Raw genomic sequence first — 17,208 nt, 5'->3', positions numbered from 1 at the left:
GAGAGGGAGGGGCCCATGCGCAGCATGGGAGGGTGAGAGGATACACCCTCGACCGATAGAATCCTGAAAACTCAGCGAGATGCGCGAAACGCCCGACCGGCTTCGCCTAACCTCTCACCCTCCCACGCCTGCGGCGCGGGCCCCACCCTCTCTCTATGAGAGAGGGGTTTAGCACCCCCACCCAGGCGGAGATCGACCTAGTGCAGCGTGTCCATCGGACCCATGGTCAGGGCCGAGAACGTCCGGATCTCTTGGGCTTCGATCTCGTCTTCCAGCGCCATGTCTTCCAGGGCGATCGCCGCCAGCAGCCAGTCTTGGAGGTCCGACTCCGAGGCGCGGCCGTCCTCGAGCGCTTCCCTGACGGTGTCGATCAGCCATTCGACGGCTTCTTGCGTGGTCTTCGTCACGGCGTAGTCCTCACAACCCATGCCGGGAGCATAACCACTGCTTGGCCTTAGCGATCTGCGACATAAGGTCGTTAATTTCGCGACGCGACGCCGATAGGCGCGCGCCGCGAACAATCGGGAGGCCTTATTCGCCCTTCAGCTTGCGGTCGAAGAAGCCCAGATGGGTCTTCAGCACGTGCAGGCCCTTGGTCTTGCTGCCGGGCGCGCTGTGGCGCTCGCCCGGATACAGCATGGTCTCGAACGGGATCGCCTGCTTCTGCAGCGCCGACATCAGCCGGGTGCTGTTCTCGAAGATCACGTTGTCGTCGGCCATGCCGTGCAGCAGCAGAAGGCTGCCGGGCGCCAGCTTGCCGATCCGGGTGTTGATGTCGGCATAGGCGTAGCCGGCCTTGTTCTCGTCCGGCTTGCCCATGTAGCGCTCGGTATAGGCCGTATCGTACAGGCTCCACTCGGTGGGCGGGGCGCCGGCCGCGCCGGCCTTGAACGGGGTGTTGTCGGCCGTCAGCAGCATCAGGGTCATGAAGCCGCCGTACGACCAGCCCATCACGCCCAGCTTCCCGGGATCGACATAGGGCAGGCCGGCCAGGAACTTGGCGCCCAGCAACTGGTCGTCGACCTCCACCGTGCCGAGCTTGCGGTCCAGGGCGCGCTTGAACTTAGCCGAGCGGTTGCCGCTGCCGCGGTTGTCCAGCTTGAAGATGATGTAGCCGGCCTCGAGATAGGTGCGCTCCGACGGGCTCTGCCAGGTCCTGTTGACCTTCTGAGCATGCGGGCCGCCATAGACCGAGACGATGGCGGGATACTTCTTGCTGGCGTCGAAGCCCTGGGGCTTGAGGATCTCGTAGTGCAGGACCTCGCCGTCCACCGCCTTCAGCGTGCCGTATTCCGGAACCGGCAGGGTCGAGGCGTAGGGCCAGTAGGGGTGACCCTCGGCCAGCCGGTTCTCCTCGATCCAGCGCACGCGCTTGCCGTCGGGAGCGTACAGCGCCGTCTGCGGCGGGGTCTTGGGGTCGTTGTACGTGCCGGCGAAGGCGCCGCCGGTCTCGGCGACCTTGGCCGTCCACCAGCCGCCGGCCGAGGTCAGGGCCTTGGGCTTGCCGGGCTTGGCGTAGCTGACCTCGTAGATGCGGCGCTCCAGCGGGCTGTCCATCGAGGCGGCGAAGATCGCCACCTTGCGAGCCTCGTCGACGCCTTCCAGCCCGGCCACCGGCCAGTCGCCCTTGGTGACCTGAGCGATCAGCTTGCCGTCGGCGGCGTGGCGGTAGAGGTGGTTGTTACCGTCCTTCTCCGACGACCACAGGAACGTGCCGTCCTTCAGCGGGCGGAAGTCGTCGCCGACCTCGATGAAGTGCGGATCGGTGTCGGTCAGGATGGTCTTGCCGGCGCCCGTGGCGGCGTCGAAGGCCAGCAGGTCCAGGGTCTTCTGGTCGCGCGACAGGCGCTGGACATAGACGGTCTTGCCGTCGGCCGACCAGTCGACGCGGGCGACATAGATGTCCTTATTCGTCCCGAGATCCAAGGCCGTGACCTTGCCGCTGGCCAGGTCGCGGACGAACAGGTCGACCACGGCGTTGGGGCGGCCGGCGCGCGGATAGCGCTGGCTGACCACGGTGGCGCCGCCGGGGCCGATGTCGGCGCGGGGCACGACGTCGACGCCGCTCTCGTCGACGCGGGTATAGACGATGCGGGCCTCGTCCGGGCTCCACCAGTAGCCGGTGAAGCGGTCCAGCTCTTCCTGGGCGATGAACTCGGCGACGCCGAACGACAGGGCGTCCTTGCCGTCGGTGGTCAGGGCCGCCTCGTCGCCGCCAGCGCCCCCATCATTTTTCAGGGGTTTGATGTAGAGGTTCTGGTCGCGGACGTAGCTGACGAAGCCGCCCTTGGGAGAGACCTTGGCGTCGACCTCGTCGCCGCCCGTCTGGGTCAGGCGGGTGACCTTGCCGTCGGCGACGCTGTCCAGATAGAGGTCGCCGTCCAGCGGCACCAGGATGAAGCGGCCCTGGCGATCCCAGCTGTATTCGACGATGCCGCGGGCCGAGACGCGGGCCCGTTCGCGGCGGGCCTTCTCGGCCTCGGACAGTTCCTTGGCGCCTGACGACAGGGCGGCTGAGTCGATCAGGCGGTAGGGCTCGCCGCCCTTGACGTCGGCGGCCCACAGGTCCTGGATGTTGGCGGCTTCCGGCTTGGCCTTCAGATAGGTCACCCGCTTGCCGTCCGGCGACAGCGCCACGCCCTTGGCGGTGGGCCCCGACAGGCCCGGATCGGCGAAGATACGTTCGGGGGTGAGTTTTTCCGCCCCATTTTTCGCTAAAGATTGGGCGGGCGAGGAGAGGGCGAGGACGGCCGCGAGCGCCGTGAGCGAGGGCTTGATCATGGCGCGGGACGCTATGCGGGAGCGTCGCCGTTGTCAGCAGGGAAGTTGTTGCGCCTCTGAAATGCAAAAATCCGTGTCATCCCGGAAGCCTCGCAGAGGCTGTCCGGGACCCAGGGGTCGGCGCACTGCGGTGGCCCCTGGGTCCCGGCTCTCCGCTTCGCTGCGGCCGGGATGACACGCTATTTTTGCTTAACGGCAGATGCCCTCAAGCGCCTTCAGATCCACCGGAAACGCCGGAACCGCCAACCCCTTGGCCCGCATCGCGTTCTCCAGCGTGGTCGGCTCGGGCGGCAGGCTGGGATCCACATCCGTCTTGTAGAACGGGTGCTTCTCGGCCTTGGCCAGGGTCGTGAAGCCGAAGCCCTTGTCCTGGTAGAGCTTGAGCAGGCGCGGGGCCATGCGGGCGTCGAAGGCGCCGCCGTGCATCAGTAGGACATAGGGGATGTCCTTGCCGTACAGCGCCTTGGACATCGCCCGTGAGCGGTCGGCGACCGCCGCCGCGCCGTCCAGGAAGCGGGTCTCCAGGTCGGCGATCGCGGCCTGATCGCCCTTGGCCACGCAACGGGCATAGGGCTCGTTGAAGGCGTAGTCGCCAAAGCTCATGGTGACGCTGGCGATCCTGTAGTGGTTGGCGGCCAGCCAGCTCCGGACGGCCAGGCGCTTTTCGGGCGTGTCGCCTTCCGACAGGAACGGATAGCGCAGCCAGCGCCAGTCCTTGGCGCCCATCAGATCCTTCAGCATCGGCTCGTTCTGGGCGATCTCGGCCTCGAACTGCTCGGGCGTCAGGTCGGCGATGTTCGGGTGCGACCAGGTGTGGTTGCCCAACGGCTGTCCGGCCTCGCGCCACAGCGTCAGCACCGGGGTCGAGTCTGGCTCGCGCTCGGTATGGACGCCGTTGATGAAGCCAAAGCCTTCGGCCTTCACATCGGCGAAGGCCCTCAACAGGTCGGCGGCGACCTGGACCCGCGTCACGCCGGGCGGCAGGGCGCTGTGGGCGGGCAGGTCGTCCCAAGTCATGGCGATGACGGGCTTTTCCTTGGCTTGAGCCGAGGAGGCCATCAAAGCCACACATGCAACGCCCACCCACTTCCCGATCTCCCCGGCGAACGCCGGGGCCCAGATCGAACTCTGAGCATCGGTGGTCTTGGCTACGGTCTTGGGCGCGAACACGGCTGACTCTCCGGATGGATCTGGACCCCGGCGTTCGCCGGGGAGGTCGGAATTCTAATGAGCCTCGAACAGGCTCAACGGCACGGCGTCCGCCATGGCCTTGTAGCCCGCCAGGTTGGGATGCAGGCCGTCATTGTCGTAGGCCGGCAGCAGGTGGGTCGGCTTGGCCGGATCGCGCAAGGCCTTGTCCCAGTCGATCACCCCGTCGAAATTCCCTGGCGCGCGGATGAAGGCGTTGATCGCCTGGCGGTCGGCCTCGCTCTCGGGACCGGGGTGGTAATAGGCCGAGCCGGAATAGGGCAGGATGGTCGCGCCGATGATCTTGATCCCGCGAGCGTGGGCGCGGTCGATCATCTGGCGGTAGCCGGCGGTCACTTGCTCGACCAGGGCCTTGTGGGCCTCGGGCGCGGCGGGGGCCTCGCGGGTCAGGGTCCCCAGGTCGTTGACGCCCTCCAGCAGGATCACGTGGGTGACGCCCGCCTGTGAGAGAACATCGCGTTCGAACCGCGCCACGGCGTTGGGGCCCAGGCCGTCCAGCAGCACGCGGTTGCCGCCGATGCCCAGGTTCAGCACGCCGATATTCTTGCCCTTCAGCCGCGTCATCAGGGCGTCGGTCCAGCGCAGGTTGGTGTTGGGCTGGACGCCGTAGCCGTCGGTGATGCTGTCGCCGAGCGCGACGAGGGCGGACGCCTTTTTCTCCGACACCACGTCGATGCTGGAAATCTGGAACCAGCGGTCGATGGTTTTAGCCCCCGGCAGGTCGGCATCGGCCGTGTGGTCGCCGGCCAGCATGTAGGAGGTGGCGCGCGAGCCCGGGTGGCCAGTCTGGACGCTGGGCGCGGCGGCATAGTGCAGGCTGACGGCCAGTGAGGTCAGCGGCGCGACCTTCAAGGACACGGGATCGGACCAGTAGTCGGCGCCGGCGGGGATGGTCACCTGGCTGCGGCCCGAGAAGGTGAGGGCGCGGTCGGTGGCCGGATCGATGCGGGCGCTGTTCAGCGCCGCCGACACCGCCACGTGGGCGGCCTTGATCGTCAGCGGCTGGGTCCCGAAGGCGTTGGACAGCCGGACGCGGATCTTGTCGCCACCCAGGCTGAGGCGGACCACCTGGCGCAGGGTGGCGTTCGGATAATCCTCCGGGGCGAGGCTGTTCTTGGCGTCGGGCGCCATCTGGGCGCTGGCCCAGGCGCCGACCCACTTCAGCGGCTTGGAGGCCGTGCCGGCGTGGGCGGGCAGGGCCAGGGCGAGCGCCAGCCCCAGGGCGGCCAGGGTCGGACGCGACAGCAGCTTCATGAACGTTTCTCCCCGCTCCGCCTTGTTGGCGGTAGCGGTAACATTGGTATGACCTCTTCGCCGTGTCGTAAAGCCTTGGACAGGACAATCGTGCGTCAGGTCGCCGCGGATGTAAGGAATCGCTTGCATCCACACCCGTGTTAGCGCTACCAGGGTTCCGTGAGGCGCCGAGCGCCTCTGCCCTTCCTGGGCGTTTCCTCCCTATAAACTTTCAAGCCCGGTCTTTTGGCCGGGCTTTTCTTTTGGCCGAAGGCCGCCTCGCGGGGGAGCGTCACCCTTACGGGGCCTTTGTGATTGCTAATCACTCGCAATGGCAGCTATACGCCGCGAACTCCGCGTTTCTGGATTTCGTGACCATGCCGTTCCCCATCCTTGGCCAAACAGTCGGCGCGCGCCGACGTCTCGCGGCGCTCTCCGGTCTCAGCCTGCTGGCCCTGGCCTGCGCGAGCGCCGCCCAGGCCCAGAGCAAAGCCGACACCGACGTGGACCAGGTGGTGGTCACCGCCGCCCGCACCATCCTGCCGGCCAGCGCTCTGCCGCTGACCGTCGACGTGGTCGACAACCGGAGCCTGACCCAGCAGGTGGCCGTCAGCGGCTCGATCGTTGACGCGGTCTCGACCCTGTCGCCGTCGTTCTCGCCCACGCGCCAGAAGCTATCGGGAGCGGGGGAGACCCTGCGCGGTCGCTCGCCGCTGTACGCGATCAACGGCATCCCGCAGTCGACCCCGATCCGCGACGGCTCGCGCGACGGCTACACGATCGATCCGTTCTTCATCGACCGTGTCGAGCTGATCTACGGCTCCAACGCCCTGCAGGGCATCGGCGCGACCGGCGGCGTGGTCAATCAGGTGACGGTCGGCCCGCCCAAGGAAGATGGCGTCTCGGGCAAGGTGCTGGTCCAGTCGACCCTGGCCCATGACCTGGGCGACGCGGTCGGCGGCAAGGTCGCCGGCCTGGTCGGCTGGCGCGGCGGGGCGTTCGACGCCACCGCCGGCGTCGCCTACGACGCGCGCGGCGCCTTCTACGACGCCGACGGCCGCCGCATCGGCATGGACAACACCCAGGGCGACGTCCAGGACAGCAAGACCCTGTCGATCTTCGGCCGCTTCGGCTGGCAGCTGAACGACAGCACGCGCCTCGACGTGGTCGCCAACCGGTTCGAGCTGAAGGGCGACGGCGACTATGTGACGGTCACCGGCACGGCCGCCGCGCGGACCGACGGCAACCGCGCCCTCCGCCTGCCGACCACCGCCTATCGCGGCGTCCAGCCGGGCACGTCGGCGGCGGGCCGGGTCGAGACGGTCTCGGCCTCGCTGACCAACAACGACCTCTTCGGCGGCAACCTGATCGCCCAGCTGTTCTTCAACCGCTCGCGCGATACGTTCGGCGGCGACGTCAACGCCACGTTCCAGGACGCCAGCATCGCGCCGGCGGGCACGCTGTTCGACCAGTCGTCGAACCGCTCGCGCAAGCTGGGTGCGCGGGTCAGCTATGAGCGCGCCGTTCCAGGGATCGAGGGCCTGACCGCCACCGCCGGCCTCGACGCCCTGACCGACCGCACAGAGCAGCTGCTGACCGCCACCGGCCGCGCCTGGGTGCCGCCGACCAAGTTCCAGAGCGCCGCCCCGTTCGTGCAGGGCAACTACGCCCTGTTCGACGGCAAGCTGCGCCTGGCCGGCGGCGTGCGCTTCGAGAACGTCCAGCTGAAGGTCGACGATTTCACGACCCTGGCCTTCTATGGTTCGCGCAAGGTCGGCGGCGGCGATCCCGACTTCAAGGCGACCCTGCTCAATGGCGGCGTCGTGCTCGAGCCGGCCAAGGGTGTACGCCTCTACGGCAGCTACGCCGAAGGCTACACCGTGCCTGACGTGGGCCGCATCCTGCGGGCCATCAATGAGGCGGGGAAGGACGTCGACACCTATCTGGCCGTCGAGCCGATCGTTTCGAACAACCGCGAACTGGGGGCCGAGCTGAAGCGCGGACCGATCGACGCCAGCGTCGCCTATTTCTGGTCGTCGTCGAAGCTGGGCCAACTGTTGGTCAAGAACGCCGGCAATGTCTTCGACGTCCAGCGCCAGCCGATCGCCATCGAGGGGCTGGAAGTCAATGTGAAGGCCAGGACCCCGGTCCCGGGGCTGGACGTCTCGGCCGGCTACGCCCGCCTGCGCGGCAAGACCGACACCAACAAGGACGGCAAGGTCGACACCAATCTGGACGGCGCCAACATCTCGCCCGACCGCCTGAACCTGGCGGCCGACTACCAGACCGGCAAATGGGCCCTGCGCCTGCAGGTGCAGAAGTACATCTCGCGCAACATGCAGACCGCGCTCGTGAAGGACGACTTCGAGGGCTACACGGTCGCCGACGCGTTCGTGCGCTACGAGCTGCCGGTCGGCGCGCTGTCGCTGGGCGTCCAGAACCTCTTCGACAAGCAGTTCCTGACCTACTATTCGGACACCACCTTGCCGGCCAAGGACAAGATCTACGCCGGCCGCGGCCGCACCGCGACGCTGGGCTGGGAAACCCGCTTCTGATGAAGACGCTACGCCTGCTGCACCGCTGGACCGGCGGCCTGATCGGCCTGCTGCTGGCGATCATGGGCTTGACCGGCGCGCTGCTGGTGCACGAGGACGCCTTCCTGCGCGCCACCGTGCCCCACGCCGCCGACGTCCAGCGGCAGGACACTGCGACCCTGGCGGCGATGGCGACCAAGGTCTTCGCCGCCCATGACCGGCCGCGCTCGATCGTGCTGGCGACCCAGCGCCTGGGCCTGAACAAGCTGGCCTACAAGGGCGAGCACGCGGCCTATGCCGACCAGGACGGAACCATCGTCCAGAGCTGGACCTCGAACTGGGCGCGGCCCGAGGCCTGGCTGTTCGACCTGCACCACCACCTGTTCAACGGCGACACGGGCCAGATTGTTGGCGGGATCGCGGCCCTGACGGGGCTGGGCTTCGTGGTCACCGGCCTGATCCTGTGGTGGCCGACCCGGCGGATGTTCCACCTCCGTCTGTGGCCGCGGATGCTGAAGCGGGCGGCGATCGTCCACCATCATCGCGACCTGGGCGTGCTGATCGCGCCGCTGTTGATCCTGTCGCTGACCACGGGGGCGGCGATGAACCTGAAGTGGTTCTCGCAAGCCCTGCGCGCGCCGTTCTCGCCGCCGGCGGCGATGGAGAAGGCCTCGGCCCCGCCCAAGATCAAGGGCGGCAAGCTGGCCAAGAACCTCGACTGGACAAGGGTGATCGGCGCGGCCCAGGCCCGCTATCCGGGCGCCGAGGTGCGGACCATCGGCCTGCCGGCCAAGCCCGGCGGCCTGATCCAGATCCGCCTGCGTCAGCGCCCGGAGTGGCTGCCCAACGGCCGGACCATGGCCTGGTTCGACCCGGCGACCGGCGCGATGGTCGCCAGCCGCGACGCCCTGGCCCTGCCGTTGGGCTCACGCATCGCCAACGCCGACTATCCGCTGCACGCGGCCAAGGTCGGCGGCCTGGCCTATCGCCTGGTGATGACGGTCTCGGGCTTCACCCTGGGATTGCTCGGCACGCTGACGGTGATGACTTTCTGGGGCAATCCGACGGGCGTGAAGACGCGGCGGAGGCCGAAGGTGAAGACGGCCGTCACGACCTAGGCTTGCCAGTCGCTAATCATGGCGCTGTTGGCGAAGGACCGTTTCGCTGCTGGCCAAGGCGTGAAGAAATCTAAAGCGCTCGTCCGACCCCTTTTTGTGTTTCGCCAGCGCGGCCGCTTGATCAGGGGTGAGGGCGAACCTGACGTAGCCCTTCTCGGACAGACACGTCCTCACGTTTTCTTCGAGAAAGGCCTGCAGGGATTTCACCCTGGGTTCCGGCCGGCTTTTCGCGCCATTCAGCGCATAGTCGCGGGCCAGTTTCTGCGTCGGCTCTTCCCGAGACAGGGATGGCGGCAAGGACCTGCCAATATCGATATCGGTGTCTTGACGGCTCAGCCCCAGCATCACCGCATTGAACTCGCTCCGGCCCTTCATCGAGGTCGCGGCGCCGCGCTTTCCACACATAATCGAGTCTTGCCGGTAGTCGTCAAACGCGACGCCGGGCTTGCCCCAAGACACGATCGGCGCCGGTTCCGCTCCAGAAACGCCTGGAAGGCTGAACAGGGCGATCGCGATCGCCAGGCGGATGGTTCCGTTACGCATGGCCACATACTTCTGAATTGGAAGACGGCGGAAGCCGGCGAGCGGGATTGCGCCGCCCGCTGGCGCGAAGACGTCTAGCTGTAGCGCGTTGCCGCGGCCGGGTCATTCGGTGCGGAACCGCCGCGGCCACACCCGGCTCCGCGCAATGAAAAAAGCCGGGAGGCTGCCCTCCCGGCCTTCGCCGTTCTGACCCTTCCGGATCCTAGAACGTCTTCTTCACCGACACGTAGAACTGGCGCGGCGGCGCCGTCAGCACCGTCTGGGCCGTGCCGCTGGCGTCGCTGTTGACGAAGCCGCCCGAGCCGATGGTGGAGATGTAGTCCTTGTCGGTCAGGTTGGTGACGTTGGCCTGGATCTGCAGGCCCTTGCCCCAGCCCTCGTCGCCGAAGCGATAGCCCAGGGTCAGGTCCGCGATCGTGGTCGAGGGCGCCTGGCCGCCGACGTTCTCGTAAGTGTAGTAGCGCTTGTCGGTATAGGCCACGCCCAGCTTGCCGAAGAAGCCGGCCTGCTCGAACGACAGCTCGCCCTTGAAGATGTTCTTGGGCGTGTTGACGACGGTCTTGCCCTTGGTGCGGACCGTGACCTTGCCCGCGCCGTCGACCACGTCGTCCTCGTACTTGGAGTCGTTGTAGGTGTAGGCGCCGTACAGGCTCCAGGCGTCGGTCAGGCGGTAGGTCCCGGCCAGTTCCACGCCCTTGGTCTCGACCGAGCCGACGTTCGACAGCACGGCCGGCAGGCCCAGGATCGGGGCGGCGGTGTTGGCGGCGAGCAGGCGGTTGTCGAAGGCCACGTGATAGACCGCGGCCACGCCCTGGAAGCGCTCGTTGCGATAGCGCGCGCCCAGTTCGAAGGTCTTGGAGCTTTCCGGCTTCAGCGTCTTGGCGACGTAGTCGACCACGGCCTGGCTCTGCGAGCCGAACGGACCGGCGGTGCCCGCCGAGACGAAGGCGCCCAGGTTCTCGGTATAGCCGCCGAACGCTTCGACGTCGGGGCTGAGCTTCCAGACGAAGCCGGCCTGCGGCAGGAAGTTGTCCTTGCTCTCGATCTGGCCGGCCAGCGGGTTGCCGACCACGGTCTTGACGCTGTTGGTGACCTTGATGGCCTTGAAGCCGAAATTGACCTTGAAGGCGTCGCTGATCGTCCACTCGTCTTCGAGGTGGCCGGTCGTGGTCTTGGTCTCGAACGCGTACTGCCACTGGGTGAAGAACGGGTTCTCCTGGAAGTCCAGCGGGTCGCGCGACGGGGCCGCGGCGGTCTCGGCGTAGAAGCGGCGGGCCTGGTTGAAGTGGTTGATCTCGTGCCAGAAGCCGCCGCTGAAGCGGTGCGAACCCAGCGCGACCGCCAGGTCGGCGATCAGGCCGCCGCGGTCGATGTCGTACTCGGTGGTGCGGATCGACAGCGGGGCGGCCGTCGAGCCGGCCGTGCCGAAGCCCGGGCTGGCCAGGTACGGCGTGTACCACAGGCCCTGGCCCTTGTTCTTGTGCTGGTAGGCGGTGGCGTTGAACGTCACGTGCTCGGTGACGTCCAGCTTCAGCGCCGCGCCGTAGAGGTCGTCGTCGCGCACGCCGGCCCCGGCGTAGTAGGCGTCGTCCACGGTCGCGAACGGGGCGGGCAGGGCGGTCCCGGTCTGATAGGCGCGGGCGGCGGCCACGGCCAGGCCCCAGTTCGGCTGGGTGTTGTCCCAGTCGCGGCCCAGGCGCTTGATCATCTCGAACGACAGGTCTTGGTAGTCCTGCTCGCGGCGTTCCGAGCGGTGGTAGAAGCCGGTCAGGTCGCCGCGCTCGCCCAGCGGCATCACGACCTTGGCGTCGTACTGGCGCTGCTTCTGGTCGCCGCCGCCCTTCCATTTGTCGGTCTTCTGGTCGGCGATCGAGATGTAGCCGCGCAGGCCGCCCAGCTGTTCGATGGCGCCGGTTTCGAAGCGGCCGAACACGCGGTGCATATTGTCCGAGCCGCCGGTGACGTCGATCTCGCCGCCCATCGTCTGTTGCGGATCGCGCGAGAAGAATTGCAGCGTGCCGCCCAGGTTCGAGGTCGAGGCCGTGCCGAGGGCGCCCGCGCCCTGGGCCAGCTCGACGCGGCCGATGTTCTCGCTGGCGACGGCGCGGCTGATATGCAGGCCGTTGTRATTGCCGTAGCTCATGTCGCCCAGCGGCACGCCGTCCAGGGTGAAGCCCAGCTGGTTCTGGTTGAAGCCGCGGATCGAGATGCGGGTCGACCACTCGTAGGCGCCGAACGCGTCGGCCGACTGGAAGGTGACGCCCGGCAGCTTGTCGATCGCCTTCAGGGCGCTGGTGCCGGCGGCTTCCAGGCCGATGGCGTCGTCCTTGACCGTCTGGACCTGGCGGCTCTGGCCCTGGCCGATGATGACGACGGCGTCGACCTCGGCGGAGTCAGTCGGAGCGGCGGCGGGAGCCGGAGCCGGGGCGGCGTCGGCGGCCATGGCCTGGCCGGCGATGACGATCAGGAGCGCGCCCGCTGCGGCGCCCAGCATCAGGTGGTTCTTCATGTTTCTTGATTCCCCATGCCGACGCGGGGAGGCGTCGACCTGGGATGCTCGGCTAACAGCGGCCGACGACGGCGCGGCGACGGTTCCGTGTCGACTGTCCGACACTCGCGCGACGACTCGATGACGACGGATCGCCGTCGCGCGCGCCGCCACGATTGCGCAAACCGCCCACGACCGCTATTTCAGCGCCCAATCCCCGAAACCCTCGTCCAGCGAGCACGCGAGCCCTCATGGCCCAGCAATATATTTTCCAGATGCAGGGCCTGACCAAGGCCTATCCCGGCGGCAAGAAGGTCTTCGAGAACATCTGGCTGTCGTTCTATTCCGACGCCAAGATCGGCGTGGTCGGCGTCAACGGCTCGGGTAAATCGACGCTGCTGAAGGTCATGGCCGGCCTGGACAAGGAATTCTCCGGCGAGGCCAAGGCCGCCGACGGCATCAAGCGCGGCTATCTCCCGCAGGAGCCGGTGCTGGACCCGACGCTGGACGTCTGGGGCAACGTCATCGCCGACTGCGAAGACAAGCAGGTCTTCGACAAGTACAACGCGCTCGCGGCCCAGCTCGGTGAGGAATACACCGACGAGCTGATGGAGGAGATGACCAAGCTCCAGGAGATCATCGACGCCCGCGACCTGTGGGACATCGACTCCAAGGTCGAGATGGCGATTAACGCCCTGCGCTGCCCGCCCAACGACGCCAGCATCGCCGACCTGTCGGGCGGTGAGAAGCGCCGCATCGCCCTGGCCCGCCTGCTGCTCAGCAAGCCGGACATGCTGCTGCTGGACGAACCGACCAACCACCTGGACGCCGAGTCGGTGGCCTGGCTGCAGCACCACCTGGAAGACTTCCCGGGCTGCGTCATCCTGGTGACCCACGACCGCTACTTCCTGGATCAGGTCACCAAGTGGACCCTGGAACTCGACCGCGGCAAGGGCGTGCCCTACGAGGGCAACTATTCGGGCTGGCTGGAGCAGAAGCAGAAGCGCGTCGTCCAGGAGCAGTCGGAGTCCGAATCCCGCCAGCGCGCCCTGACCCGCGAACTGGAATGGGTCCGCAGTTCGCCCAAGGCCCGTCAGTCCAAGTCGAAGGCCCGCCTGGCGTCGTACGACGAGATGGTCGCCGCGCAGGAGAACGCCCGCGCCGCCCAGACCCACGCCCACATCCAGATCCCGCCCGGCCCGCGCCTGGGCAGCCTGGTGCTCGAGGTCAACGGCCTGGAGAAGGAATACGGCGACAAGGTGCTGTTCAAGGACCTGTCGTTCCGCCTGCCGCCGAACGGCATCGTCGGCGTCATCGGCCCGAACGGCGCCGGCAAGTCGACGTTGTTCAAGCTGATCACCGGCCGCGAGCAGCCCGACCAGGGCACGGTCAAGGTCGGCGAGACGGTCAAGCTCTCGTTCGTCGACCAGTCGCGCGACGCCCTCGACCCGAACAAGACCATCTGGGAAGAGATCAGCGGCGGCACCGACGTGATGATCGTCGGCAAGCGCGAGATCAACAGCCGCGCCTATGTCGGCAGCTTCAACTTCAAGGGCGGCGACCAGCAGAAGAAGGTCGGCCTGTTGTCGGGCGGTGAGCGCAACCGCGTCCACCTGGCCAAGACCCTGGCCACCGGCGGCAACCTGCTGCTGCTCGACGAACCGACCAACGACCTGGACATCGAAACCTTGCAGGCCCTGGAAGAGGCGCTGGAAGAGTTCGCCGGCTGCGCCGTGGTCATCAGCCACGATCGCTGGTTCCTGGACCGCCTGGCGACCCACATCCTGGCCTTCGAGGGCGACAGCCACGTCGAATGGTTCGAAGGCAACTTCGAAATGTACGAGGAAGACAAGAAGCGCCGCCTGGGCGCCGACAGCCTCATTCCCAAGCGGATCAAGTTCCAGAAGTTCGCGCGATAAGCGGCGACTTCAAGGTCGAACAGCAAGGGGCGGCGCGAAAGCGTCGCCCTTTTTCGCATGCGCGGAAGCGAGGTTGACGAGCGGTTTCGCTTTGCGGCAGAAGGATCAATCTTGGGTAGCGTGCGTTCGTGGACTGCCGCGTCGGGCGCTTGGGGGCGGCCATGACGACAATCAGCGGGACCAACGGAAACGACAACATCGTCGGGACCGAAAACGACGACGACATTTACGGGAACGGTGGAAACGACGTCATCCATGGTGGTGGCGGCAACGACTACGTACGGGCCTATGACGGCGACGATCGTCTCTACGGCGACGCCGGCTACGATAGGCTCAGTGGCGGTGACGGCGCCGACGTCCTTGATGGGGGGGCGGGCGACGACGTGCTGATGTCCACCAACGAGTTGAAGGTCGGGGCGGATGTCCTGATCGGCGGCGCCGGGGCGGATACCTTCTTCTTGGACATTTATTCCGGGGGGCCGAGCAGCAGTCTGGCCAGCACGGATCACATCCGCGACTTCAGCGCGGCCGAGGGCGACCTGATCGACCTCGGCGTTCGCGGCGGGAGGAACGGCGGATACAAATACATGGTGTTTCTCGGCGAGATATCGTCGCCGGGGGGCGTCCCGATCTGGGGCACGGCCCTGCCCAATAGCCTGTCGTACCTGACCACCGGCGTGTGGACGGTGAAGTATGGCGGCGTCACCTACGTAGTCATCGACGGAAATGCCAATCAGTACCTAGACCAATGGGATTTCGTCCTGGCGGTAGATGGCGCGCCGAACATCACGCGGGACTCGTTCCTCAACGGGTCTTCCGGGAACTTTTTGGCCTTCGCCGGCACGACGGGCGCCGACACCTGGACGGGAACGTCCGACGGCGACATCTACTTCGCCTACGGCGGCGCCGATACGATCCACGGCTTGGGCGGCGCCGACACGATCTATGGCGGCGACGGCGACGACACGATCGACGGCGGCGACGGCGATGACGTGTTGAACGGTGGCGCGGGCAGCGACACCATCCACGGCGGCGACGGGGCCGACAAGCTCGACGCCACCGAGGGCGCGAGCGCCGCGGGCGGTCAGAGCGATGTCGACTATCTCTATGGCGACACCGGCGACGATTCGCTGTCCGGCGTCTCCGGCGCCGGTTCGGCGACGCTCGACGGCGGCGATGGCGCCGACATCCTGAGCGGCGGCGCGGCCGACATCCTGATCGGCGGCGCAGGGGCCGACCGGCTGGAAGGCGGGATCTCCCAGTCGGGCGGCGACGGGGCTGACAAGCTCTTGATCAACAACGTGAAAACCGTCACGGGCGGAGCTGGGGCGGACGAGTTCTCGGCGACCATGTCGGTCAATGGCTCCTACCCCAATCCGGCCGTCCCTTCGTATCCAACCATCACCGATTTCAAAGCATCGGAGGGTGATCGGCTGGCGCTCGCGATCTCATCGACGAATAATTCAATCACCGTCTTCCGTGGCCCGGTCAGCGGCGGCTTCGCCCTGCAGGCCGGCAGCGCCTTTTCAACCGATTCCTATGGCCCAGGCATCATCGAGGCCTGGGCCTGGGCAAACGGCGGCGACATCTATCTGATCGTCGATCTTGACCGGTCGGGCACGCTGTCTGGTTGGGATTTCGTGCTGAAGCTGCAGGGTGTCGGAAGTTTCGACCTGGCGGCCTTCGCCGTCTCGAGTCTGGACACCCCCAACGGCATCACCGCCAAGCTTGGCGGCTCGAGCGCGAACGACACCCTGAGCGGCACAACGGCGCCCGACACCTATTACGGCCTGGGCGGCGACGACCAACTGCATGGCGCCGACGGCGATGACCATCTCTACGGCAACGAGGGCGCTGACCAGATCTGGGGCGACGACGGTAACGACTATCTCTACGGCAACCGCGGCGACGATCAGATTCAAGGGGGCGTCGGGAACGACGAGATCTATGGCGGCGCCGGTTCGGATACTATCTACGGCGGCGCCGGCGCCGACAGGATCGACGCCAGCGGCTCGCTCACCGGCGACGCCGACGACGTCAACACGGTCAACATCGTCTACGGCGAGGGCGGCGCCGACCAGATCTCGGGCGGCCCCAGCCTGCGCAACCAACTGCACGGCGGCGACGGCGACGACAGCATCTTCGGCAACGGCGAACTGTGGGGCGACGCGGGCGACGATTACCTGTCCAGCAGCGCCACCAGCGCCGCCACGACGATGCACGGCGGCGACGGCGACGACAGCCTGAACAACTCGTACCAGAGCGGCAAGGCCGTGATGTACGGCGACGCCGGCAAGGACCGCTTCAACGGCGGTTCCTATGACGACGTCATCTATGCCGAGCTGGGCGACGGCTATGTGGCCGCCGGCGCCGGCGCGGACATCATCTACATCTCTGACGTTCGGGCGGGCGAGAAGGTCAGTCTGACCTCGGTCAGTGGAGAGTATGGCGGGGACACCTTCGTGATCACCGGCCCGCTCAGCGCGGCGCTGACGCTATATGGCTATTCCAGCTGGAGCGGCGGTTTCAACGACGACGACCTGCTGGACCTGAGCGCGGCCGCGGGCGCCACGCGCGTGGACCTGAGCCTGACGACCTCCCAGGACGTCGGCATGGGACAGCTGATCCTGATAAGCATCGACAACGTCAAGGCCGGCGACCATGGCTCGGTCCTGCTCGGCGACGCCAACGCCAACCGGCTGATCGGCGGCGCTGTCGGAGACACCCTGAGCGGCGGCGGTGGCGCGGACGTCCTGACCGGCAACGGCGGCGATGACGTGATCGACGGCGGCGACGGCGTGGACGTCGCGGCCTACGGCGGCGCGTCGACGGACTATAGCTGGACGAAGGCGGCCGACGGCGCCTGGACGGTCAAGGATCTGCGGGCCAACGGCGCGGATGGCGCCGACACGGTCCGCAACGTGGAAAGCCTGCGGTTCTCGGACAAGTCCGTGATCCTGTCCTACAGCCTGCCGACGACGGTCGCGACGGCGTTCACCGCCATTCTGCGAGCGCCGGTCGATGGAGAGGCCCAGTTCGCCCTCGGGGCCGACCTGTCCGGCAAGATCGGCGTCAGCCTGTCGACGGCGGGCGCGATCGCCGAAATCGTCAAGGCCGCCGACGCCACGACCTCGGTGGCGGCGATGGCCTACGAGTTCTTCACGGGCAAGATCCCCAGCCTGGGCGGGATCGACTACCTCGTCTCGCCGACCGGGCCGAACGCCAACAACCTCAACAGCGCCTACTACCAGAGCTTCAACCTGGAAAACCGCTACATCAACTTCGCGGTCAATCTGGGCAAGCTGGGCGAGGGCAAGGACGCGTTCGCGGCCAAGTACGGATCGCTGAGCCTCTTCGACGCCACGCGCGAGGCCTATAAGACG

The 17,208-nt window shown here is 67.1% G+C and carries 10 protein-coding genes and 1 pseudogene; 4 read left to right on the top strand and 7 right to left on the bottom strand.

Annotated elements, in window-relative coordinates; genetic code table 11:
* Positions 1–197: 197 nt before the first annotated feature.
* From AC1DSO_RS18295 to AC1DSO_RS18275, 5 genes are all read right to left on the bottom strand, one after another.
* Complete coding sequence (locus tag AC1DSO_RS18295; RefSeq protein WP_477070185.1) at positions 198–407, bottom strand: hypothetical protein; 210 nt, start codon at positions 405–407, stop codon at positions 198–200.
* 124 nt (positions 408–531) lie between these two features.
* Positions 532–2,781, bottom strand: a complete 2,250-nt coding sequence (locus AC1DSO_RS18290; RefSeq protein WP_477070184.1) for a S9 family peptidase — start codon at positions 2,779–2,781, stop codon at positions 532–534.
* 33 nt (positions 2,782–2,814) lie between these two features.
* Positions 2,815–2,964 (bottom strand): hypothetical protein, encoded by a 150-nt coding sequence (locus tag AC1DSO_RS18285; RefSeq protein WP_477070198.1) that lies wholly within the window; start codon positions 2,962–2,964, stop codon positions 2,815–2,817.
* 6 nt (positions 2,965–2,970) lie between these two features.
* Positions 2,971–3,840 (bottom strand): polysaccharide deacetylase family protein, encoded by an 870-nt coding sequence (locus AC1DSO_RS18280; RefSeq protein ID WP_477070197.1) that lies wholly within the window; start codon positions 3,838–3,840, stop codon positions 2,971–2,973.
* A gap of 165 nt (positions 3,841–4,005) precedes the next feature.
* Positions 4,006–5,244 carry an SGNH/GDSL hydrolase family protein gene (locus AC1DSO_RS18275; protein WP_477070183.1) on the bottom strand — a complete coding sequence of 413 codons (1,239 nt, stop codon included), beginning with the start codon at positions 5,242–5,244 and terminating at the stop codon, positions 4,006–4,008.
* Positions 5,245–5,600: 356 nt separating this feature from the next.
* On the opposite strand from AC1DSO_RS18275, the gene AC1DSO_RS18270 reads away from it, so the two are divergent.
* Together AC1DSO_RS18270 and AC1DSO_RS18265 are read left to right on the top strand one after the other, a co-directional pair.
* Positions 5,601–7,778: a TonB-dependent receptor gene (locus AC1DSO_RS18270; protein WP_477070182.1), complete on the top strand. Its 2,178-nt coding sequence runs from the start codon at positions 5,601–5,603 to the stop codon at positions 7,776–7,778.
* Positions 7,778–8,875 (top strand): PepSY-associated TM helix domain-containing protein, encoded by a 1,098-nt coding sequence (locus AC1DSO_RS18265; RefSeq protein ID WP_477070181.1) that lies wholly within the window; start codon positions 7,778–7,780, stop codon positions 8,873–8,875. Before AC1DSO_RS18270 ends, AC1DSO_RS18265 begins: the two co-directional genes overlap by 1 nt.
* Positions 8,876–8,887: 12 nt before the next feature.
* On the opposite strand, the gene AC1DSO_RS18260 is transcribed toward AC1DSO_RS18265, so the two are convergent.
* On the bottom strand, positions 8,888–9,418 hold the full coding sequence (locus AC1DSO_RS18260) for a hypothetical protein (RefSeq protein WP_477070180.1): 531 nt from the start codon (positions 9,416–9,418) through the stop codon (positions 8,888–8,890).
* 202 nt (positions 9,419–9,620) lie between these two features.
* On the bottom strand, positions 9,621–11,927 hold the full coding sequence (locus tag AC1DSO_RS18255) for a TonB-dependent receptor (RefSeq protein WP_477070179.1): 2,307 nt from the start codon (positions 11,925–11,927) through the stop codon (positions 9,621–9,623).
* A 230-nt stretch (positions 11,928–12,157) separates the two neighbouring features.
* On the opposite strand from AC1DSO_RS18255, the gene ettA reads away from it, so the two are divergent.
* Entirely contained in the window at positions 12,158–13,825 is a 1,668-nt protein-coding gene (ettA, locus tag AC1DSO_RS18250) for an energy-dependent translational throttle protein EttA (protein ID WP_477070178.1), read from the top strand.
* 161 nt (positions 13,826–13,986) lie between these two features.
* Positions 13,987–17,208 (top strand): annotated as a pseudogene (locus AC1DSO_RS18245) (hypothetical protein); the annotation flags it as partial.

This window comes from Caulobacter sp. P4_E5 (assembly GCF_056401555.1).
The sequence above is the reverse complement of the archived record's forward strand: the minus strand, read 5'-3'. Positions and strand labels throughout refer to the sequence as shown.

Bases quoted from the DNA above. Each gene is read 5' to 3' on its own strand.
- AC1DSO_RS18280 (WP_477070197.1), bottom strand. From the start codon at position 3,840: ATGGCCTCCTCGGCTCAAGCCAAGGAAAAGCCCGTCATCGCCATGACT.
- AC1DSO_RS18290 (WP_477070184.1), bottom strand. From the start codon at position 2,781: ATGATCAAGCCCTCGCTCACGGCGCTCGCGGCCGTCCTCGCCCTCTCC.
- AC1DSO_RS18275 (WP_477070183.1), bottom strand. From the start codon at position 5,244: ATGAAGCTGCTGTCGCGTCCGACCCTGGCCGCCCTGGGGCTGGCGCTC.
- AC1DSO_RS18265 (WP_477070181.1), top strand. From the start codon at position 7,778: ATGAAGACGCTACGCCTGCTGCACCGCTGGACCGGCGGCCTGATCGGC.
- AC1DSO_RS18260 (WP_477070180.1), bottom strand. From the start codon at position 9,418: ATGCGTAACGGAACCATCCGCCTGGCGATCGCGATCGCCCTGTTCAGC.
- ettA (WP_477070178.1), top strand. From the start codon at position 12,158: ATGGCCCAGCAATATATTTTCCAGATGCAGGGCCTGACCAAGGCCTAT.
- AC1DSO_RS18270 (WP_477070182.1), top strand. From the start codon at position 5,601: ATGCCGTTCCCCATCCTTGGCCAAACAGTCGGCGCGCGCCGACGTCTC.